At 56.6% G+C, this 21636-nt stretch carries 13 protein-coding genes and 2 pseudogenes; 8 read left to right on the top strand and 7 right to left on the bottom strand.

Going from position 1 to position 21636, the window contains the following annotated elements; genetic code table 11:
• Window positions 1–374: 374 nt before the first annotated feature.
• From serA to AB8B31_RS31880, 5 genes and pseudogenes are all read left to right on the top strand, one after another.
• Window positions 375–1611: pseudogene (serA, locus tag AB8B31_RS31900) on the top strand (phosphoglycerate dehydrogenase).
• Between the two features lie 132 nt (window positions 1612–1743).
• Window positions 1744–2709: an IS5 family transposase gene (locus AB8B31_RS31895; RefSeq protein WP_425351023.1), complete on the top strand. Its 966-nt coding sequence runs from the start codon at window positions 1744–1746 to the stop codon at window positions 2707–2709.
• Window positions 2684–3160 (top strand): SOS response-associated peptidase family protein, encoded by a 477-nt coding sequence (locus AB8B31_RS31890; protein WP_425351024.1) that lies wholly within the window; start codon window positions 2684–2686, stop codon window positions 3158–3160. Before AB8B31_RS31895 ends, AB8B31_RS31890 begins: the two co-directional genes overlap by 26 nt.
• 659 nt (window positions 3161–3819) lie before the next feature.
• Window positions 3820–4074, top strand: coding sequence for a type II toxin-antitoxin system HicA family toxin (locus tag AB8B31_RS31885; RefSeq protein ID WP_096771483.1), 255 nt, complete (start codon window positions 3820–3822; stop codon window positions 4072–4074).
• Window positions 4071–4427, top strand: coding sequence for a type II toxin-antitoxin system HicB family antitoxin (locus AB8B31_RS31880; protein ID WP_096771484.1), 357 nt, complete (start codon window positions 4071–4073; stop codon window positions 4425–4427). The genes AB8B31_RS31885 and AB8B31_RS31880 overlap by 4 nt, the downstream gene beginning before the upstream one ends.
• 419 nt (window positions 4428–4846) lie before the next feature.
• Here the strand turns inward: AB8B31_RS31880 and AB8B31_RS31875 are convergent, their stop codons facing one another.
• The 4 genes from AB8B31_RS31875 to AB8B31_RS31860 form a co-directional block, all read right to left on the bottom strand.
• Complete coding sequence (locus AB8B31_RS31875) at window positions 4847–5119, bottom strand: transposase (RefSeq protein ID WP_096771485.1); 273 nt, start codon at window positions 5117–5119, stop codon at window positions 4847–4849.
• Between the two features lie 273 nt (window positions 5120–5392).
• Window positions 5393–6700: a hypothetical protein gene (locus AB8B31_RS31870; RefSeq protein ID WP_096771486.1), complete on the bottom strand. Its 1308-nt coding sequence runs from the start codon at window positions 6698–6700 to the stop codon at window positions 5393–5395.
• On the bottom strand, window positions 6693–7142 hold the full coding sequence (locus AB8B31_RS31865; protein ID WP_096771487.1) for a response regulator: 450 nt from the start codon (window positions 7140–7142) through the stop codon (window positions 6693–6695). The genes AB8B31_RS31870 and AB8B31_RS31865 overlap by 8 nt, the downstream gene beginning before the upstream one ends.
• Complete coding sequence (locus AB8B31_RS31860; protein WP_096771488.1) at window positions 7139–9913, bottom strand: hypothetical protein; 2775 nt, start codon at window positions 9911–9913, stop codon at window positions 7139–7141. Before AB8B31_RS31860 ends, AB8B31_RS31865 begins: the two co-directional genes overlap by 4 nt.
• A gap of 384 nt (window positions 9914–10297) precedes the next feature.
• Between AB8B31_RS31860 and AB8B31_RS31855 the strand changes: the two genes are divergently transcribed.
• The 3 genes from AB8B31_RS31855 to istB all read left to right on the top strand — a co-directional run bounded on the left by AB8B31_RS31855 (window position 10298) and on the right by istB (window position 14005).
• Window positions 10298–11614 carry a hypothetical protein gene (locus AB8B31_RS31855; protein ID WP_245424587.1) on the top strand — a complete coding sequence of 439 codons (1317 nt, stop codon included), beginning with the start codon at window positions 10298–10300 and terminating at the stop codon, window positions 11612–11614.
• An 89-nt stretch (window positions 11615–11703) separates the two neighbouring features.
• The gene (gene istA / locus AB8B31_RS31850) at window positions 11704–13221 is read left to right on the top strand and encodes an IS21 family transposase (protein WP_128715576.1); all 1518 of its coding nucleotides are present in this window, start codon (window positions 11704–11706) and stop codon (window positions 13219–13221) included.
• Window positions 13211–14005, top strand: coding sequence for an IS21-like element helper ATPase IstB (istB, locus tag AB8B31_RS31845; protein WP_054186382.1), 795 nt, complete (start codon window positions 13211–13213; stop codon window positions 14003–14005). The genes istA and istB overlap by 11 nt, the downstream gene beginning before the upstream one ends.
• 54 nt (window positions 14006–14059) lie before the next feature.
• Here istB and AB8B31_RS31840 read toward each other — a convergent pair.
• From AB8B31_RS31840 to AB8B31_RS31830, 3 genes and pseudogenes are all read right to left on the bottom strand, one after another.
• Window positions 14060–14308 (bottom strand): annotated as a pseudogene (locus AB8B31_RS31840) (AAA family ATPase); the annotation flags it as partial.
• Complete coding sequence (locus AB8B31_RS31835; RefSeq protein WP_096771489.1) at window positions 14305–15429, bottom strand: metallophosphoesterase family protein; 1125 nt, start codon at window positions 15427–15429, stop codon at window positions 14305–14307. The pseudogene AB8B31_RS31840 and the gene AB8B31_RS31835, both read right to left, overlap by 4 nt.
• A gap of 2 nt (window positions 15430–15431) precedes the next feature.
• The gene (locus AB8B31_RS31830; RefSeq protein ID WP_239621113.1) at window positions 15432–21416 is read right to left on the bottom strand and encodes a DUF3320 domain-containing protein; all 5985 of its coding nucleotides are present in this window, start codon (window positions 21414–21416) and stop codon (window positions 15432–15434) included.
• Window positions 21417–21636: the final 220 nt, after the last annotated feature.

Below are 21636 nucleotides of genomic sequence, written 5' to 3'. Positions count from 1 at the left end.
GAGCCGAGGGACATCACAATAGCGGCGACGGCCAGATCTACGGCGCTTTGTCTATGTCAGATCCACGGACAATTGCACATCATAACCGACTTCGGGGGTTGAACATATGGCTCGCCAGCGGACAGTTCCGCATTGCCCAAAGATCTACATCATTTGCTAGAGCATGTCCTGCGATTGATGAATCGATTGTGAGGTGACGGGGCCGGTCGAAGCTGATTCAACATCCACAGCGGAGAGGTGGATGATGGGACAGGCCCTGAGCGATGATCTCCGAATACGGGTTTTTTAGATGAGGCCACAAAAGCTCACAGACAGGGCAACAGGATTCAGTCACATTGTCGGTATATTAATGATTCAAAATCGAGAGCAATCCAATGTCCCGACCTCTTTCGCTTCCGCGCGACCGGATTTCCGTACTTCTGCTTGAAGGCATCAGTCAGAGCGCGGTGGACTATTTTTCGTCATCCGGCTACGTCAATCTCACGCATCTGCCGAAGGCTCTGGATGACAAGGATCTCAAAAGTCATATAGCCGAAGCACATTGTGGGAATTCGCTCACGCACACATCTGACAGAGGAAGTTTTCAGATCGGCTAAGAAGCTCATGGCCGTCGGCTGTTTTTCTGTGGGGACAAATCAGGTCGATCTGGATGCGGCCCGCCGACGTGGGATACCCGTGTTCAACGCACCCTATTCAAATACGCGCTCGGTGGCCGAGCTTGTGATCGGTGAGATCATCATGCTGACCAGGCGGATCTTCCCGCGTTCGGCCTCGGCTCATGAACGCGGATGGGAAAAATCTGCCGTCGGCAGTCGTGAGGTGCGCGGTAAAACGCTGGGAATCGTTGGCTATGGCAATATCGGCTCGCAGCTTGGCGTTCTTGCGGAAAGTATGGGCATGAACGTGCGCTATTTCGATCCCTCGGACAAGCTTCGGCACGGCAATACAGAATCGATGGAAACGCTCGGGGCACTGCTCGAAATCTCAGATTATGTGACGATGCACGTTCCAGAGACCGGTTCAACGCGAAACATGATCACTGAAGCGGAACTGCGCCGAATGAAGAAGGGAGCCGTTTTTATCAACAATTCCCGCGGGACCGTGGTCGATCTTGAGGCGCTTGCGACGGTTTTGAAAGAAGGGCATCTCGCAGGCGCCGCTGTGGACGTGTTCCCGAAAGAGCCGGCATCCAATGAAGAACTTTTCGAGACGCCGCTACAGGGTTTGGACAATGTAATTCTGACGCCACTTATTGGCGGCTCAACCGAAGAAGCCCAGGAGCGCATCGGAGGGGAAGTCTCAAGGAAGCTCGTCGAATATTCGGACGTCGGTTCGACGCTGGGCGCGGTCAATTTTCCCCAGGTTCAACTGCCTCCGCGACCGAACGGCACACGTTTCATCCATGTTCATGAAAATCGCCCTGGGATCTTGAACAGTTTGAATATGATTTTTTCGTCCCGCGGACTGAATATCGTCGGCGAATTCCTGCAGACCTTCGGCGAGATGGGTTATGTGGTGATTGAGGCCGAGAGCATTGGCCAGAGAGCGGATGACATCCTTGATGAAGTTCGCCAGATTCCGGGAACGATACGCGCTCGATTGCTTTACTGACCCGATGCATTGTGCGTCATTTCACTTTGGCCTGAACGTTTGTGAATTCACGCCTTAGAGCCCGATTTAAAAGAAGTTGAGCGAAACAGGCAGTTGTGATTCCCTATTGGTGCTAAATCAAATGGGGTTTCGATGAGCTGGACTGCTATCGCTCGCCGTGGGCATAACCGAGACGTGCTTCGTTTTCCAAGTGATTTGGAGGACCGGGGATGGGCGTTGATCAAACCGCTGATCCCGCCAGCGCGTCGTGGCGGGCGGCGTCGGACGACGAATATGCGCCCGGTCGTGGAGGCGATCCTCTATATCGCCTCGAGCGGCTGCCAATGGCGCATGCTGCCGGGCGATTTTCCGCCGGTTTCGACAGTGCGCGGTTATTTTTATGCTTGGCGCGCGATCGGACTGTGGCAGAGCATCAACCAGCTTCTGGTGATGGCGGCGCGGGAAATCGAGGGACGGGAGGCGCAACCGACGGCAGGGATTATCGACAGCCAAAGCGTCAAGACCACGGAAAGCGGCGGAATATCCGGCTATGATGCAGGCAAGAAGATTAAGGGCCGCAAGCGTCAGATTGTCACCTATACGCTTGGATTTCTGATCTTCGTGTTCATCCATGCTGCCGACATACAGGATCGCGACGGCGCACCCCATGTCCTCAAGGCGATCCGCCGCCGTTTTCCGTGGCTGCGCCACATCTTCGCCGATGGTGGCTACGCCGGAGCCAAGTTGAGGCGAGCAATGTGCGGCCATGGTGACTGGACGATCGAAATCGTCAAGCGTTCGGATCACGCCAAGGGCTTCGTCGTCCTGCCCAAGAGATGGGTGGTGGAAAGGACTTTCGCCTGGCTTGGACGCTGCCGCCGTCTCGCCAAGGATTGGGAGAAATCGATCAGATGGGGCCGATCGTCCGCAATACCGCGGACGGGAAGAAACAACTGGTCCATGCGCGCTGGGGACTGCCCTCCCCGCGCTTCGCGCTCGAGAAGACGGCCAAAGCCACGGACTTGCGGCCAAGGGCAAGCCATTCGATTTCGAAGAGCTGATCCGCATAGAGGCCGACCGCGGCACGACCAATGTGCGCAAGCTCAATTTTCCGCATAGGAAGCGATGGTTCGGCGTCGAAAATAGATGTCTCGTCCCGGTCACCAGTTTCGCGGAACCGGATCCGGCCAGCCAAGCGGAAGGTGGTAAGGTGCCAAATGCCTGGTTCGCCCGCGATGAGCAAAAGTCGCTGATGTTTTTCGCTGGCATCCATGTGCCGCAATGGCAGAGTGTCCGAAAAGTCAGGGATGGCCTGACAACCGACGACCTTTATGGGTTTTTGACCACGGATCCCAACAGACTGGTGGAGCCGATCCATGAGAAGGCCATGCCGGTCCTGCTGCTGACGAAGGAAGAGACCGACACCTGGATGCGGGCGCCTTGGGATGAGGCCAAGAATCTCGCACGGCCTCTACCGGACGACGCGCTAATTATTTCCTCACGCGAGCCGTATGGATCCACGATCGTCTCGACATCCGGAGAGCCGGTGGAACAGGGCGGTTTGCTTTAACGCCGGAACTCAGAGCTTGATTGTATCGGAAAACGAAAAAAGCCTGCCGCGGGAGGAGGTGCGGCAGGCTTTTCGAAAGAATTGAACAACGGCTGGGAGGAGGAGTGCCGCTATTCCGTCAGGCGCCCCTTGGGAGGAGGAATGGGTCGCCTGAAACACGAAGCTTTGCGGGAGGAGGTGCATCGCTTCGATGATCTGAAAATACCAGAGGCTGCCCCGACCGCCAGCGCTCAGATCGCAGTGCAGCCATGCGCATGTTGCAATGCAATATGAAATTCTGTGCGTTTTTCGGCATTGTGGTCGAGACGCAGTGTTCCCGTGCCGGGGTTGAAGCTGACGATATCGGTTCCGCTAAGCTCCTCGCATAGAGCCAGGTCCGTTTCCCCTCCTCCGAGCTTTTCGCAAGCGCGTCTTCGAACGTCGCCAGAATCGGTGGAGGTGTTTTGCCGCCGGCAGTCATGGTGCCAGACATTCGTCGCAGATCCCGCAGCCATAGAAATGAGTTGGGCGAGGGTGCCCAATGGACGCCTTGAAGGGATACGAACTGCCGACCCGCGATTATTGCCCCACCACGCCCCCCGGTACGACCTTTGGGATGAATTCAAGAGGCTGTTGAGTTTGTGCTTGCATAATCAGCAAGCGTCTCTATATTTGCTAGCATGAACAGCAAGCAGAGAAAGACTCTCGCGGCGGTCTTCACGGACCCGGTCTCGGGAACCATTGAATGGGCCGCTATAGAGAATCTGCTTGTGGCTGCCGGAGCCGACGTCATTGAGGGGAACGGTTCCCGCGTTAAGTTTGAAAAAGACGAGATCATTGCGAGCTTCCATCGACCTCATCCGGACAAGGAAGCAAAGCGTTATCAGGTGCGCGATGCTCGCGAGTTCCTGATGCAGATTGGAGTAACGCCATGAACATCATGACCTATAACGGATATCACGCTCGCATCGAATTCGACGCTGAGGACGATGTGTTTTTCGGCAGGATTGCAGGTATCTCCGATGTAATCGGCTTTCACGGTGACAGTGTCACTGAACTCAAGAAAGCCTTCCATGAGGCAGTCGATGACTACCTCGAGACCTGCAGGAAAATCGGCAAAGAGCCTCAGCGACCCTATTCTGGGAAGATGATGTTTCGTGTCGCTCCCGAAGTCCATCGCCGAGCAGCTCTTGCTGCTGAGCTTTCGGGAAAGAGTCTGAACCAGTGGGCAGAAGAGGTGCTGGAAGAGGCCGCCGACCATTATGCCGAGGCGCGCTTGCCGGCGTAGTTCCCTTCACAGTACCGCCCATCGGCGTGTCCGGTGAATTGGTGTTCCCGACGATCCATTATGCGATCCTCTTGGCCCAGACCGTGAACAGCATGGCAACAAGCTCTAGTCTCGAAAGCTCTGGCGGTGCCGGCGATGTGGGAACTAAACACTCAGCCGCTAGAACAAATATCGGTCCCTCGGGGTCAGGAACCGAGCGTCGGGAAGAAGTCTGACGCATGCGAGACCTCATTCTTTTGGATGACTTTCCGCGCATCGTACAGATCTCAGCGGGAAATCCGGAGCGGGGGGCATGCACTATCGCGAAAGGAAGGTGCTGTCGACAGCACCTTGGCTGGTCATCGAAGCTGCCGCAGTCGGTGTTTCGAGCGGTATAACCCGTTGCAGACTTCGAAAAGCTGGAACTGTTAGTCGCCGCACTATTGACCTTTGAACATCAGCGGCCTGTTCGCACCGCCCTGGCGATCCGGGCAGCAGACGCGCCTTGTTCCGTACGGATCGTGACAGAGCCAACAAATCTCGGGACCGCTGGCTTTCTTGATTGGCGACTCCGAAGCGGGCGGATCGACCGAGGCGAACTCCACCGCATCCTCGGGTGCAGGCAGGATCAACCTGCCCTGCCGCGCCATCGTTCGCCAAGTCGACAGTTGGTTCGGCTTCACGCCATGCCGCTGTGCGACCTCATTCACCATCACGTCGGCCGAAGGCTCTTGGAAACGATCTCTGCCTTTGACCTCGTCCCGTCGGTGCCCGTGACCTCACGTCCAGATTTCTTGGTTGTTAGAACCGCCAATGTACTCTTAATGGAGAAACTCCCGTCGCTCGTCCATGGAAGCCAATCACAGATTTGGGCAGTCAGGGCAACGCGGGAGCGGAACACCCGTTACGTGATTTTTCGGTGCACGACGTAATCCGTCTTTGATCACGTTTGGCGAGACTGTTGGAGAGGAACACAAACCGCCCTCTTAGCTCGATTGGCAGTCGTCCCAAACCAAATATTCGCGGGCGACCACGTATGACAAGGTCGAGGCCCACTTTTGCGCCTGCTTGTTCTTCTTACCTTGTCCATGATCGGCAACGCCTTTGATGACGACAGCACCCGGTTTAGGGCCAACTGTCGCATCGACCGCCGCATAGATCGAGTGGGCTTCCATCTCCAAGCCAATTGCTGACGGGAACCGGCTGCGGATTGTTGCAATCTGACGGACGCTATCGACGACACTCGATCCGGACAACATCAGACCGCAGTAGACGGTCGGATTGGCGGCGACCGGTTCGTCACACTTTGCAGCCGTTTTTTTGAAGGGCTTGCTCGCCGACAAGAGCGCACTATCGAGCGCCAATGCGTTCGTTTCAAAGTATGCTTTAAGATGGTTTCTAAAGCTATGTTCGGGCGTGCGAACGACGGACCGATTATAGAAAGGGTCATCGCGAACCAACTCCTCGGAGTATTTCCCTTCGTCCCAACAGGCCGTCTCGTCAGCCACTATGACGTCGCCGAGCATCGATTTGCGTGGCGAGCTCAAGTCGTTGAGACCGCAGCACATTCCGAGCATCAGCAGCGTTTTGGGCCTTAAGAAAGCAATCACGTTACCAACGAGGGCGGCACTCGTTGAAAGCCCCGTCTCTTGAATACAGATGAGGCCAACCCTCCGAGTTGTCGCGCCGTAGCTGACTTTGCCAAACACATTCATCCGTTTGCCGAGCCGCGCATCACTGGTCGGCGGGGCAAGCCACTCAATGGCCTCGTTAATTGGCGCGAATTCGTTTTCGTAGCGAGCCACAACGATCAACACATCAAGATCGTACGTTGAGTTATAGTACCGCATCAAGGCCGTCTTCGCCTTCGAGATATATCGCAGTTCCTCAATAAGGCGGTCGAGCCAACTGTCGTCCATCGCCTTATACTGCTGCACCGTGACCGTCGCGTCGGTTGCCTGCAGATCCGGAAGCTCGCTCTCCTCGAAGGACGTTAAGGCCAGAACCCGGAAAGGTTGGGCTGTCGGATTGCTGCGAAGGTAGTGAAGGAACGCTTTCGAGGCTTCGAAACTGGGCATATTGTCGTTGTCGACGAATGGTATTTTCAGATCAAGAACGATAATATCAAAATGCTTGTTCTCACCGAGTGCCAGCACCGCGCCGGTATGGCTCGCCGCGCGACAGATGGCCGGCTCTGGGAGACTTTCCTGGCGAAAGCGCTCGACGAGTTTCTTGCAAACGTCCTCGTATTTACTGTTCTGATCCTCAACAATGAGAATGCTAAGCTTATCCATTTAGGGGCCTCAAATGACTGATGAGGACTTCCCGCCAGTTGTTCGTTTCCGTCATGAAAACGTAACCGCGATATAGTCCAGGAAAGTTGGTTTTCAGGACGGTGTCCAACGTCTCGATATCCGGGATGACAGGGGTCCCTGGCTGCTGAAAACTGGAATGTTGGGTAACGACGATCGTGGGAGTTTGCAGCCCAGTGCGCCGCATGTACTGCATGACCTGAAGCCCCGCAAGCGCTTGCAGCGTTGCAGTTTGGCTCTTGTTTTCCAGGACCTCGAACGTCATGTCGAGCAGCACCAAATCATGGTGCAGCCGCAGATTGATTAGCGCCGATCGCTGATTCTTAGATCGAGTGACATTCTCGCTAGCAAAACCGCATGAAGTCAATACCTCCAGCAGGCGCCGATATTTGAGGTCGTTGTCCTCCACCACGAGTATCTTCATGACGATCGCTCCGGAACGGCATCGGGCGGCACCAGCTTGGCCGCAACGATCGGTAAATCCGCCTTGACGCAAAACCATCCATCCGACAGCAGATCTTCGCTGACCTCGATATTGAATCCTTTTTCAAAAGTCTCGCGGCATTCGTAAATCACCTTGATGAGCCCTCCTCCACCTTCGATCCGTCGGCTGGCGAGCAACTCGCCGCTGTTCATCAGATTGGCTTTGGTCAAAATCTGTTGCGCATGGGCAATGTTGCGCTTGATACGCGAGAGCTCGGATTTCCGAAAAGTGTTCGTGAAGCTCAGCTGAACCCGTGCAGAGCTGAAAGATACGATGATATTAATGAGAGTGCTGTGCCGCAAACCACTTTTGTCGATCGCGTTTTGTATGGCAATATCGGCCAGTGTCGTTAGGACCCCGACATATTTAGCGGGGATCAACACGTCGAAACCATGCCGGCGTCGGCCGTGAGCGTCACCATCATAAACTTCGAAGGTGATCCCGTTTTCGGGGGGATCATTGACCGCGATGGTACGCGCCTCGAATTCGATGAGCGATCTTAGCTGAACGTCGGATTGATGGTTGAGTTCACGGGAGTTGACACGGATCCAGCGCTCCGTCTCAGTAAACGCCGCGTCGAAATTTGCAAGCAGATGGTCTTGGACGACCGGCCGATCTTTTTCGTCCACTTCGCGCGCGCTGTCGTTACAGAGGACCAGCACATCTTCTTTATAATCAAATTTCCAACGCTGACGAGCGTGCTCAAGCATCGTATGAAGGTGAGCGATCAGATCTGTTGACAGCCGCGAAATTGCATTACCGCGGAGGGCTTCGCGACCATTCGGTAGCTCGCGACGAAACCAATCTGCAGTTGTTTTAGCGATCGCCTCGAAGTATCGGCTACTTTCTGACAGTGTCAGTTCTATCGAATTGAACCGTTTGACCACCGCGTCTACTTGATCGAGCAGATTTGCCCAATCGAGGATCGACGAGCGCACGCTGCTTTTAGCATCGAGCACGGCCCTTTCCAACCGCCGCTCCAACCAACCATGCCTCAAGCGGTTGCTGAGCACATAATCGAATGCAACGCGTGAGTTGAAGCAGATGTATCGGGTGACGAGCTGTGCTAACTGTTGCGATACAATTTCAAGAATAACATCTGCGCTTTCGTTAACGCCGTAGTAAATGCCTAGATATTCGTCGCCGCTGGTCGCAAGGAACCGCAGCAGCTCGTTCTCGACGTCGAGCGGATCAATGCGTATCATGCCGCCACTCTTATGGGTCGAATATTTTAGGAACCGCATGAACTTGCGGATATCTTCGCGACGTTGATGGACGAACTCAGGACTAAGAACGCGATGTGTCTCGACAAAATCCAAGATCGCAAGTTGGGCATGGAGAGACTTAAATTCGTCTGCACCTTCTGACAGGCCCAGACGCTTTGTGATCGGGGTCGTCAGGAGGCTCGCTAGCCGCTCGATGACTGTGGGAGAAAAGAGGTGTTTGAACGTCTTTGCCCTCGCCTTCGGTGGCAGGGTGGCAAGGCTAGTCAGGAAATCACCGAGGCCCGACTCTTTCGAGCGTCCCCGAACAAACATCGCATAGCTTTCTAGGTCCGCCGTCGCTCCACCGACCCAATAGCTATGAAAGAGGAAGGGATAGCGTGCGACAACGCGATCGGATGAAGCCAATGTTGACATGAACACGAGATGCGGCAGGTTGATGCCAGCGGTCTTGTCCAGGAGAGGCCCTAGCGACTGCCAGTTCAAGAAGTCGGGCAGTGCCTCATCTACCTCATAGGCTGCCGCAAGCCTTTTTAGAAAAGCGTGTTCCTCATCAGAGGCAAGCACGTAGACTATCGCTCCGATGAGTCTTGCCAGGGGCTGGGAATAGGATTGCACATCCTCAATGGCGATCGTCGCTCTTCGGCCAGAAAGGGTCTGACGAACCCAGACGATCAGCTTTCGAGGCAGGCGCGCGTCACCGTAGCGCGCTTGGTTCTGAATTAGATAGGCTTGTTCGGCGGCATGGCCGGATAGGGCGCGTACCATCAGCATCTGCGAGAAGAAAATTTCCAGTCCGCAAGCGTGACAGACCCGATGAGTCTCATCGAGTGACGCGAGCGACAGGCTGAGGTCGTGCTTGAACATTGCTCGCAATAAGCGAAAGGCGTCAGCGAAGAAATACGGCCAAACGCTCTGTTGGACCGCGCCGAGGAAGTTGCTGAGCTCCTCGAAATCGAATGGCTTTTTTCCTCTGACTTTGGCCACGCGGAAATTGAGGGTACGTAGATCTTCGATGTCGACAGGCAACGAAATACCCATGCTCGACAGACGTTGAGCGATCATGTTCCGTATGCGCATGGTCTCATTCAATGGCAGATGTGGCGGAGCTACCGCATGAAGATCGATTTCAGACTCGATCTTGAGGCCCAATGTTGCCGCAGCCTCGGTACCACAACAGAAAGCCACAATTTCGGGATAAAAACTCAGGACAGAGAAGCGCGACAGTATGCCGATGATCACATCATCAGGCTCATCATTTTGCAGGGCGATACCGAATCGGACGACGTTGCGGATCGTGATCCTTTCGCTTGTTAGATTTCCGCTGACACCCCGCAAGTACGCGTCAAGAGCCCCAATTGATCGCGTACCGACTACGAGCGAGCGCCGTGGGCGACGGAGCATATTAAATCGCCTGTCGATAGCATCCAGAGCGATAGCGAGCTGTTCACTCCCCACGTGAGCATTTTGATTTTCTTCTTGAAGCATTTCTATAGTGATTCCGAGACAAAGCAGACGACTTATACTTGCACATTTTCTTGCTTACGTTGCAAGGGCAATTTGAGTTGCGCAAAGCGAGGCCGGCATGAAATTTTGTGCCATTCACCGGGGTAATGATTTCGCAAAGTCGCACCGCTCAACCTGTTCGTTTCATTGCATCTGGCGGCGCGAGCGAAACGCCGATGAGGCAGCGGCAGTTCTTGACGGGATGTGAATCTGCGACCTGCCCGCCAGTTGACGCCTAATCGCGACCTCACCGCCTTGGCCGGCGTTTTCGGCCCTCGCTGAAGCCATGCGGTATCGAGGTCCGGTTTGCCACACCGTTAGCGCGCGCGTGCCATGCGAAATCGCTGTGGGAAAATACGGGTCGGCTTGACCGACATCGCCATGCTTGGCATACAAAACATGGCCCTACACGCGGGCCGGTGTGCCCGCCACGCAAAGCTATGTCAGCGTTTCATTCCTGAAGTGTCAATCCGTGCCAACAGGCATGGTCTGGCCATTAGCGGGCACATGGTCGGATCATTTCAGGATATCGATATGACCAAAGCAACAAAACTTAGCCTCAAGCTTCTTGCTAAACGATACGCGCGGGCCAAGAGAATCACGCTACACCAAGCTCTTGACTTGGTTGCGGGGAAACTGGGATTCGCCAACTGGACCAAACTCGCTTCCGCCAGCAAGAATGATTGGATACCCAGTTCCAAACAGATGGCGAGCATAGAAGCCTTCGTGGCACATGCTCTTCCGACGGAAGATTTTCAGACCGGACATCCCGAAGCAATGACCCGGCGGTTCGCAAACCTCGAACAGGCCGAACATGGCATGATTGGAGATCATGCATACCGTCTTCAGGTGATTTTCCACGACGTCGTTATGGCGGGAGCCGGATGGAGTATAAAGGTGCCTGAGAACCCTGGCGCGGCACCGATCATCCAGACATCTATCGAAAATGATGAGCGATGCCCGGTGTTTGACCCGGAATTCCTTCAAAAAGCACTTGATCTGGCGAGAGATCGGGCTGTCCAGGTTCGTGGAGAAATCTCCACCGACTGGCCCCGACGCTCCACAAAGCCTGACCTCGACGGGGTGGTTCGCCACCCACTTTGGGGCGGCGAGTCAGACATGTGGTTCTGCTTGCATTGCGGTAGAAAAATTATCGGTACTCAGATCGCTCAAAACCTCTGGCATTGCCCGGGGTGTGGGGCATCTCCTCTCGACATCTTTGACACGGCGTTCTGGTGTGATGATGGTGGTGAGTCTCTTCCGTCGGTAAGAACGGACGGGGCGGTGGACAGTGACAAGCCCGATTTCCGGGTTGTCGATGACAGACCCAAACTCGACCTGAATGAAGAGAAGATCACTCTTCTCATCCGATGCGCCTTGCTTGATGACGCCACCAACATCAGCGAAAAGCTAGGCGCACTTCAGGCTGAGATCAGTGTCGAAGACGAAAATGACGTCTGGATCGCACTTGAGGAGGATTTGTGGCCGCACGACAAGCGGCCCGTTCAGGCCTTTATTGTAGCGGCACAACTGGGAATCGAGGTTGAACTCGAATCGATGTGCTCCGCGATACCCTTCGCCTGGCCGAGATTGGGCGAGCTAACCTCCAGCACGAGCGAGTATACGCAAATGATGCTGGATGCGTACGCTCAGTATGAGCTGTTGGTTTCCACGCAGAACTGAGCCGGTTAGGCGCATAATTTCCATTGAGAATTGAGCCATGTGAACCTTCCCCCAACGCGGTGAGCGACGGGGGCAACGGAGTGATCCACATGGGACTTTTAAATATCATCCGTCGGATGGCGCTTCGGGAGAAGCAGTCGATCCGCGAGATCAGCCGACGAACCGGATTGTCGCGCAATACGATCGCGAAGTATTTGAGCGCCGGCACGATCGAGCCGAAGTTCACGGTACCGGAACGACCAAGCAAGCTTGATCCGTTCGCCGACAAACTCGCTGGCTGGCTGAAGACCGAGGCCGGGAGGTCACGCAAGCAGCGCCGAACGCTGAAGCAACTTCATGCCGATCTGATGGCTCTGGGCTTTACCGGGTCCTACGGCCGGGTCGCCGCCTTCGCCCGTGAGTGGCGGATTGAGCAGCAGATATCGGGCCGCGGCATATTCGTTCCGCTGTCTTTCCGCGCTGGCGAGGCATTCCAATTTGATTGGAGTGAGGACTATGCCGTGATCGGCGGCGAACGCACGAAGCTTCAGGTCGCCCACATCAAGCTATCGCACAGCCGAGCTTTTCTGATCAGGGCCTACCTGCTGCAAACCCACGAGATGCTCTTTGACGCTCATTGGCACGGCTTCCGCGTGTTCGGCGGTGTGCCTAGTCGCGGCATCTACGATAACATGAAGACTGCAGTCGACCGTGTTGGCCGCGGCAAGGAGCGACAGGTCAATATCCGTTTCCTGGCAATGACGAACCACTACGTCTTTGCGCCTGAGTTCTGCAATCCCGCCGCGGGTTGGGAGAAGGGTCAGGTCGAGAAAAACGTCCAGGATGCCCGACCGCGGCTGTGGCAACAGATGCCGGACTTCCCGGATTTATTGGCGTTGAACGCATGGCTGGAACAGCATTGCCAAGACCTGTGGCGCGAGACCCAGCACGGCACTTTGCCCGGCACGATTGCGGACATCTGGGTCGCCGAGCAGGCTGCTCTGATGGCATTACCTGCCGCTTTCGATGGCTTTGTCGAACAGAGCAAGCGCGTCTCGCCGACTTGCCTGATTACCTTCGAGCGGAACCGCTACAGCGTGCCCGCGTCGTTTGCTAACCGGCCCGTCAGCCTGCGGATTTATCCGGAGCGGCTGGTCGTTGCGGCCGAGGGCAATATCCTATGCGAGCATGCGCGGGTTATTGAGAGGAGTCACGACAAACCGCCGCGAACGATTTACGACTGGCGGCATTACCTTGCGGTCATCCAACGCAAACCTGGTGCCCTGCGCAATGGTGCGCCCTTCCTGGAATTGCCGTTGGCCTTTCGACGGCTGCAGGACCAGATGCTTCGCCGCCCTGGCGGTGATCGTGAGATGGTCGATATCCTTGCTCTCGTTCTTCATCACGACGAACAGGTCGTCGTCAGGGCTGTGGAACTGGCTCTGGATGCGGGCGTAGCGACGAAGACGCATGTGCTGAACCTGCTGCATCGGCTGATCGACGGCAAGACGACCGATGGCCCCGATATCGATACGCCACACGCGTTGACCTTGCTTCACGAACCCAAGGCCAATGTCGAGCGCTACGATGGTCTGCGCGTCCGGATCGGAGGTCGCCATGCGTCATGATCCTGCCAGCGCCGCAGTCGTCATCATGCTGCGTAGCCTGAAGATGTATGGCATGGCCCAGGCTGTCACTGACCTGATCGAGCAAGGAGCCCCGGCTTTCGATGCGGCCGTGCCGATCCTGTCCCAGTTGCTGAAGGCCGAGATGGCCGAGCGCGAGGTCCGTTCCATCGCCTATCACATGAAGGCTGCTCGCTTCCCAGCCTACAAGGACATCTCCGGGTTCGACTTCGCCGCCAGCGAGATCAACGAAGCGACGGTGCGCCAGTTGCACCGATGCGAGTTCATGGACGGAGCGCATAATATTGTGCTTGTCGGCGGACCGGGCACAGGAAAAACACATGTCGCGACCGCCCTCGCAGTCCAGGCGATTGAGCATCATCGCCGAAAAGTTCGCTTCTTCTCGACCATAGAATTGGTCAATGCGCTCGAGCAGGAGAAGGCCAAAGGCAAGGCGGGCCAGATCGCTGAGACGCTGGTTCGCCTCGATCTGCTGATCCTCGATGAACTCGGATACCTTCCGTTCAGTGCCTCAGGCGGAGCGCTGCTCTTCCATCTGCTGAGCAAGCTTTATGAACGCACCAGCGTCATCATTACCACCAACCTCAGCTTCAGCGAGTGGGCCACCGTCTTTGGGGACGCCAAGATGACGACCGCTCTGCTCGACCGCCTGACCCATCGTTGTCATATCCTGGAAACCGGCAACGACAGCTTCCGATTCAAAGCCAGCTCGGCTGCCGCAGCACAGAGGAAAGGAGAAAAAACCAATCCCTTGACCAAACCCTGATCAGAAAACCATACTCAGAGGTGGCTCACTTCTCGGTGGAAAAACCGGCTCAGTTCCGCGTGGAAACCAACAGTCGGCTTCGAGCAGTGGATTGCCACCACTGTAGGGCCGCAATCTCTGAACATCGGCGGGAGTACCAGAATGTGGTTGGAAAAAGAGTGCGTGCAGCGCTTCAAAGCTGGTCGACTTGCCAAACTCGTTGGCAGCGCAAAGGACGTTCACGCCATCGCCAATACCGTCAATGGCAACACCACGACCGGCAAACCGCTTCACATTGAACAAGCGTAGTGCCGAGATCTTCATGGTGTGATCGCCTGTGCGTAAGAATAAAGGCGCACCAGCGCCGCCCGTGCGATCTCACGTTCAGACGATGCGCGACTCTCGTCGTCCCCCTCGGCACGCAACGCATTCGCGGCCTCGCGAAGTGCGCCTCCGCGATCTATGTGGTCAAGGTCTTCGACCTCGTACTCCGTGACAATACCCATGTCATCCAACTCGAGGAATGCGAAATCCGGCAAAAGTCTCTCGGCCGCACCCGCCAACGCTGCTCGTGCCGCCAGACGACTGCGACCTGTCGCCGCCACGCGGGCGAGGGTCATCCTTCGATGCCTGGAATCCGGCAGGAGCGCTTCTAAGGCCGAGACGGGTTCGTCGCCTTCGAGAAGGTGAAGATCCAGCCTGCGCCATGTAAAGCTCTCCATCGGTAGCGGCGTTACCTCGGGCTGGGCGGAGGGGCCGGCAATGCTAACAAGCAACGCGGTGCCTGGACGTTGGTGTTTGAAACGGTCGGGTTCAGGGGTACCGCTGTAATGGGTTCGCTGATCGATCTCGACCGCGCCGTGCCAATCGCCAAGCGCAAGATAGTCAAGTCCGGCTCGCCGTGCCCGGTCCACCGCAATAACATCCGAGGCGATTGCCTCCTCGGAGAAACTCTGAATTGCGCCATGGGCAAGCCCGACGCGAAGCGTCCCCTCTGGCGTTGCTTCGCCATCCATCCATTCAGTCAAATCCCGGCCAGGACGGCGTGTGGTGCAAGGGGCAGGCAATAGAAAAACGTCCCTCGCCAATTCGACCGGCCGAGGCTCGACCGCGAGCACGACATTTTCCGGCACTTCTGCAATCAGCGTCGTCCAAAGCTGCGTTGCCTGTAGCGAATCGTGGTTGCCGGGCAGAATTACCCATCGGATCGGGGCGTGGTTCTGCATCTCCGTGAGAGCCTGTCTTCGCACATCCGGCGCAGGCGTTTCGGTGTCGAATGTGTCGCCCGCGAGCAGGATAGTGGTGGCGCCTTGTTCGCGGGCGTGCTGAGCGAGCCGCGCGATGACTGCGTGTCTTGCCTCGCGCAATCGACTGGGCAAGTCGCCCGAGAAATTGCCGAAGCGCTTGCCAAGATGGAGGTCGCTTGAATGGATAAATCGGAACATGGCTACTCGAATGAATGGGTGGTTGAAATATGCTGCTGCGCTCTCGCAATCGCTTCGTCAAGCCGTGAGCGGGAAACAGCGGCAAGGCGCTCGACACCAAGCAGCCGAGCCAGATCTCGGGCCGGATCTAATTGGTCTAGTAAGTCGGGATTATCGAGTACTACAAAAGCAAGTTCCGCAAGCGGGATATCGGCAATCGATCTGCGCGCATCCTCGCTGGCTGGCTTCCGGTATGCAACAATTTCGGAAACGGTTCCCACCTTCCAGACGAACTCGCCGCTCGATTCCTTGGTCGTTTGGAGACCGCGAAGATGAAGGTCGATCCTCTCTCGGATTCGTCCACCGGTACGCAACCAGCCGTGCGCCCGCGAAATGCGCTGGGCTAGTATGTCTGTGCGTACCGGGCTTTCGGTTTCGATGACCGCTTCGATCATACCTCGCAGGGTATCTCTATAGCCGAATTCGAAGAACTGATCGGGATCAGCTCGGAAGCTGGACAGATCGGTGACACGATATCGCTGTCCATCCGATGCTTCGTCGCCGACCGAAGCGGCAGGTGGTTGTGTTCCCACCGATCCCAACATGCTTGAAGAGGGCGGCGTCTCCGCAGAGACGAGTTCGGTCTCGACGATCGCTGGAGGCAAAATAGCCTGCTCGACAGGAGGGGCAGCTTCGTCGTCATGAATTTCGTCAATCCCCTCCACCTCGTGCCCCATGTTCCAACGGGTCGCGGTGTCCTCCGTTTCCGTAGCACGGCGCGCCCTGCTCTCCTCCAGGAGGGCTTCGAGGCTGGCATGGAGTCGCTCGGCGCAGCCTGCCGCATCGAACCACCAATCGGTCGACCAGACTCGCAATATGTTCCAGCCAAGACCTCTCAACACCTGTTCACGGACCTTGTCGCGGTCTCTGGCGGTGGCCGATCCGTGGTAGGTGGCGCCATCGCACTCCACGCCCGCCAGATAGCTACCAGCCAAATCGGGATGGCGGATACCGAAATCGATCCGAAATCCGGAAATCCCAACCTGCGGCACGACCCGCCAGCCGTGGCGCTCCAATTGCGCAGCGACGGCCTCCTCGAAGGGGGAGTCGAAACCGCCGACAGAACCGATATCCTGGGCCGGCAGGGCGATCGCGCCACGGTCGGCATAGTCGAGGAATGTCTTCAGATGTTGTACGGCGAGTGCCTTTGTGCGGGTCGGGTCGATCTGGTCAGCCGTGAAACCGGAGAAGACGATGAGTTCCTGCCGCGCACGTGTGACAGCAACATTGAGGCGGCGCTCGCCACCGTCCCGGTTGAGCGCGCCGAAATCCATCGTGAGCTTGCCAGCGGCGTCCTTCCAGAACGTGATCGAAAACAGGATGACGTCTCGCTCGTCGCCCTGCACGTTCTCCAGGTTCTTGACGATCGTGGGCTCGACCCGTTCCTCGACAAAGAACCACTCGAGCTCCGGATCGGCTCGGCGCGCGGAATCGAGGAGATCGAGGATCAGCGACTGCTGCTGCGCGTTGAAGGTGATTATCCCAAGCGTCGGGCGATCTTTTTCAGACAATTTCAGCCACGCCTTCATTCGGGAAACGGCTTCTTTTGCGACTGCCTCTGCTTCGATCCGGTTGGTTCTGCTCTTCCCACGGTCGTAAATGCCGTTAGGTACCTTGCGCAGATGTACCGCGCGGTCTTCAACGGCAGGCGACGGAAACGTTACCAGACGGTTCTGGTAGTAGTGATGGTTTGAGAAAGCGATCAGAGACTCGCTTCGACTGCGGTAGTGCCATCGTAAATCGCGGACCGGAATACCAGCGGCCTTCGCCTCGTCAAGAATGCTCTCCAGATCCTTCTCATGATCGGCGACTTCCTCCTCTTCCTCGTTGCGCCCGAAGAAGTTCGTCGGCGGCAACTGCTTCGGATCCCCGACAATAATAGTCTGGCGAGCCCGCGCGATGGCGCCAACAGCGTCCCAGGTTGTTATCTGCGACGCCTCATCGAAGATCACAACGTCAAACAACGCCTGGTTTGGCGGGAGATACTGAGCAATGGAGAGCGGCGACATGAGCATGCAGGGCGCAAGCTTTGAAAAGTTCTGCGGCATCTTGCCGATCATGTCTCGTATCGACTGGCTCGGCCGTTGCAACTCCATCTGGTAGCGCAAGAGGCCGAGTTCCGAATTCCGTGGAACGCTCTGAACGGGCGGCAATCCGTGGGCAATCACACTGACGACACGTGAGGTAGCGTGTGATCGAACGAGATCATCGATTTCACGAAATTCACGGATTGCGTTTTCGTGCTGGAAACGGCGGAAACTTCGCAGAACATGGTCTGCGTCCAGAACCTTCGGAAGCCACCACCTCGCGTAACCGAGGCGAAACGCAGCTCGCGCTTCATCGAGCCGGATCACCCCATTCTCAATCTGTTCGACCAGAGAGGACAGGTTCGCGTGCATTGCGCGGCTTCTGATCCGGCACCAGGCGGACCAATCGCGAAGCAGATGTCGTGCACCGATGAGAGCATCAAGCTTCTCCCTAAGCGTCGCAAGGTCGACCACGTCTTTCTCAACAGAGCGATCCCACCCCGCAATCGTGCTGAAGCGCTGTCGCGCTTCCTTAAAGCCTTCGACTGCGGCAAGAAGCCTGTCTCCCGCTTGCCGGACGCCATCGTTTTCAACCACTGCGTGGAGACATGGCGCGATGATGCGGACCGCCGACCGTATCTCCTCCTGATCACGTCCCGGAAGCGGCATGGTGGCACGAAACTCTCGCGCCAGTTCCAGAGTTTGGGCAACCACTCCGACATCTGTACCCAGGCCGTGTACCGGCAAGGGTTTTCCGTTCAACAGATTCTGGTCGATCGCCGCCAGGCAATCCTTCATGCGGCGCATTAGTGGGAGGTCCCGCTCCGGTTCCGCGGTACCTTTATCGGCATAGCTTTGCAGCAGCTTTTGAATCTTGCGCTTGGCAAGCATCGCGTTTGGCCAAAACGAAGCGTTCGCCTCTCGCCATTGGCGATCCAGCACGTCCGGATCAAGGTCTCGAATGGCGGAGGCTCCATAAGATGCTGCGAGTCCGCGCTCTGCTTCGCGATAGGCCTCGATAGAATTTCGAAGACTTTCCAGCGCCTCGGCACATCGCGCGAAGTCCCGATCGAATACGATCGTGATGTCGCGACCTCGGCATTTCTGCAGTGCTCGCGCTAGACTTTCCAATGCTTGGAGTTCGGCTTGTGACGACCGTTCCCGCGGCTTCAGGCCCATGCTCGCGAGATAGCCGTCGATTGAGCTGGCCAACAGATCGATCGCATTCTGCAGCGATTGTGCGGACGCTAACAACCCATCCTGCCAGGCGGAAGTCCATTCGCCAACCTTAACAAGGTCCAGTGCTGGCTGCCGCTCGACCGATGCGAAGACCAGACCGAGTTCGCCCGCAAGGTCTTCAAGCTCGCGTAACGTCTGCGCATCATGAGCGTCTCGTTCCAACCATGACAAGCCTGGTGCCGGAGCGTCCACAGCCTTGAGAGCGACGCCCAATGCCAGATAAGGCGTCCATCCGTTTGGATAACGATTGTGCAAAGCCTCGACGTAGGCATTGAGCTCGTCGCGGCGCAATCGAAGTCGCTCGTTGATCGCGACCCACTCCGACGCATCTGTCCGACCGCCATGCTCCCAGGCTGCCTTGAGCTGTCCAAGGAAATGTCGGCGATCAGCTTTGTGCGAGTGCAATTCGATGCAGTGGTCTCCGAGGCCGTGCGCGCGTAACCGACGGTAGACAACGTCCAGCGCAGCCGTTTTTTCAGCGACGAACAGGACCGTTTTTCCCACCGCGAGGCAGTTCGCGATCATGTTTGCGATAGTCTGGCTCTTGCCCGTACCGGGAGGACCGACAATGACGAAATCTCGGCCCTCAGCGGCCGCCAGGCTTGCCGCTGTCTGGGATGAATCTGACGGAAGAAGGCAAATGATGTCCGCTGGCGCGTAAGCAAGATCGAGCTCACGCTCGTCCCGGAACGCCGATTGCCCGCCGCCTTCTTGGAAGGCGTCCTCCGGCGTATCGATCAGATGGCGGACCACTCTGTTCTCGCGAAGCGCCTCGGTACGTTCCACGAGATCCTTCCACATGAGGAATTTCGCGAAGGAGAAGGTCGACAATGCTGTCTCGTCCACAACCTCCATACCAGGCACGTCACGGACCGCCTGCCGCATCATCGCCAGAAGACGTGGTACATCCACCCCATTGTCATCGAGCGGCAGATCGCCGCCGAACTGGGGAAGCGTCAGGTCGAAATCCCGCTCCAGGAATTGCAAGAGAGTAGCATTGAAGCGCGGCTCATCCTCATGAAAGCGGATCGTAAAGCGCGAACTGGCACTGCGGCGCTCAAGCTTTACCGGAACCAACAAAAGCGGCGCTCGATAGCTGCGCTCATCCTCCGGTTTCTTCTTCCACCGCAGGAAGCCGACGGCAAGAAAGAGGGTGTTTGCTCCGCCCTCGGCAAAATCATTACGGACCTGCCTGTACAGGTCGATCAACCGAGCATCGAGCTGTTGAGTATCCAGTGGCGACGGAAGTTCGTCTCTCAGCAGAGCTTCGGCAGCAAAATTGCGCTGAAGATCGCGGCCGTGCACGTCACGATAGAGCGCCGCGTCCCGTTCGCCGAGTGGGTTCTGTTCGGGCAATGAAATGATCCGTACTGCAGCGCCATTCGCGAGTCGGTCTTCGAGATAGGCAACGTCAGTACAAAGAAACGGAATCGTCTTCTTCGATTCGGGAAAGTTGAGGAGCCGGTTGCGAAGGGTGAGATCGAGCAGCTTCTTCTGCCATCGGTCGATACGGCCGGCGGCGGTGGGCGGTTTTATCTCAATGATATCAGCCGGTAACTCGCCAAAACTGAGGGCTGAGGGAAGGCGCAGATCCGCGACGGGTGACATTTCGTCATCGAGGACATTGCGCCGGATCGGCTCATGTGAGGCGAGTGGCATGACCCCGCCGCTTCTCGATCGCCTGACATCGATCGCCGCGACGAATGCGTGAGCTTCGCCTTCTCCGAGACGGCTGTCCAGGGCCCGCTGTGCACTTTCCAAGGTCATGGCGGGACGATGCGTCACGCCAGTCGTTTCAAACACTATCAACTCGCGCGATGCAAGGGCCTTTCGGACCTCCATATGATCTGTCTCGATCGCATGGGCGAAGGTTCTCTTAGACAGCCATACACCAACTGCCGCATGCCCATCGAACATCAAGACGACCGGATGCAATCCGGCGGCTTCCAGTCCAGCGGCAAAAAGAAGGGTAGTATCAAGGCAGGTCGCCAGCCGCTCCTCGGCAATTGTGCTGGGACGCCGAATCTTCTGGCCGCGACTTTCAAAACTTGCCGGCGGCTCTGCGTAGTGCAGCCCCATCCCGGCAACGGCTGAATAGATAGCTGCGGCGAGCATGTAGGCTCGCTGGGGATTCTGTGACTGGTAACCGTCCAATCCTCCCGGCTGACCGTGTGCAGCAAGCCTTTCTGCTGCCGTTCGCAGGATTTGGGCAACTCCCGGATCGTTCGGCATGACGAAGGCTGGCAGCAGTTGCACCATATCGGCAACGCCTCCCCATTCGTCTCGCGCAAGCAGTCTGACGGGAAGGCGCCGTTCGTCCAGAATCTCTCCACCCCTGGATAGACGTAGCGTGATCTCACCGCGCTCTGCCTCATTTAGGCCGGAGAGATAGGCGGCGTCGAATTCGACTTTTCGATCGACCAGCGGAAGCCGATCGCCCGGCATCAGGCGATCAACTATCCATGATTTCGGCCTTAGAAACGAAGGCGAAGACGTCAGATCGAGGCGGCAGTTTTCAATGTGCCTATCAGTATTATTCTCAATCAGGATCGAGCGGATGACCGGAATCGCATTTTGGTAAGATGCGTAGGTGAAGCTGGCCGCAACGTCGACAACAACGGCAGGATTGTTGGATCTATCGGCTTCTTTGCTTTCACTACCATAATTCTCAAAATCCTGCATTGCTGTCTCCCCCTTGGCGGAAAAGACTAGCCGTGTTTTTCAACTTTAAGAAGACCAGTCTTGGAGACAAATGAACTTTTGAGACGTTTTCTTTGAAAGCATGGGGCCGAGTTATAGTCCGGCTCATCGACCACGAGACTCGCCTTCAGAAGGCCATGCCCATTTTTGGTCCGGTGCCCCGCTCGACATCAACTTAAAGATGTTGGATTCTCGAAATGTG

Source organism: Rhizobium sp. 62_C5_N11_2 (assembly GCF_051811185.1).
In the GTDB taxonomy this organism is placed as follows: Bacteria; Pseudomonadota; Alphaproteobacteria; order Rhizobiales; family Rhizobiaceae; genus Rhizobium; species Rhizobium leguminosarum.
This window is presented reverse-complemented; position numbering and strand designations above follow the sequence as displayed.

Coding starts and splice junctions, on each gene's coding strand:
- AB8B31_RS31895 (WP_425351023.1), top strand. CDS start 1,744: ATGAGCTGGACTGCTATCGCTCGCCGTGGGCATAACCGAGACGTGCTT.
- AB8B31_RS31885 (WP_096771483.1), top strand. CDS start 3,820: ATGAACAGCAAGCAGAGAAAGACTCTCGCGGCGGTCTTCACGGACCCG.
- AB8B31_RS31880 (WP_096771484.1), top strand. CDS start 4,071: ATGAACATCATGACCTATAACGGATATCACGCTCGCATCGAATTCGAC.
- AB8B31_RS31875 (WP_096771485.1), bottom strand. CDS start 5,119: ATGGTGAATGAGGTCGCACAGCGGCATGGCGTGAAGCCGAACCAACTG.
- AB8B31_RS31870 (WP_096771486.1), bottom strand. CDS start 6,700: ATGGATAAGCTTAGCATTCTCATTGTTGAGGATCAGAACAGTAAATAC.
- AB8B31_RS31865 (WP_096771487.1), bottom strand. CDS start 7,142: ATGAAGATACTCGTGGTGGAGGACAACGACCTCAAATATCGGCGCCTG.
- AB8B31_RS31860 (WP_096771488.1), bottom strand. CDS start 9,913: ATGCTTCAAGAAGAAAATCAAAATGCTCACGTGGGGAGTGAACAGCTC.
- istA (WP_128715576.1), top strand. CDS start 11,704: ATGGGACTTTTAAATATCATCCGTCGGATGGCGCTTCGGGAGAAGCAG.
- istB (WP_054186382.1), top strand. CDS start 13,211: ATGCGTCATGATCCTGCCAGCGCCGCAGTCGTCATCATGCTGCGTAGC.
- AB8B31_RS31835 (WP_096771489.1), bottom strand. CDS start 15,429: ATGTTCCGATTTATCCATTCAAGCGACCTCCATCTTGGCAAGCGCTTC.
- AB8B31_RS31830 (WP_239621113.1), bottom strand. CDS start 21,416: ATGCAGGATTTTGAGAATTATGGTAGTGAAAGCAAAGAAGCCGATAGA.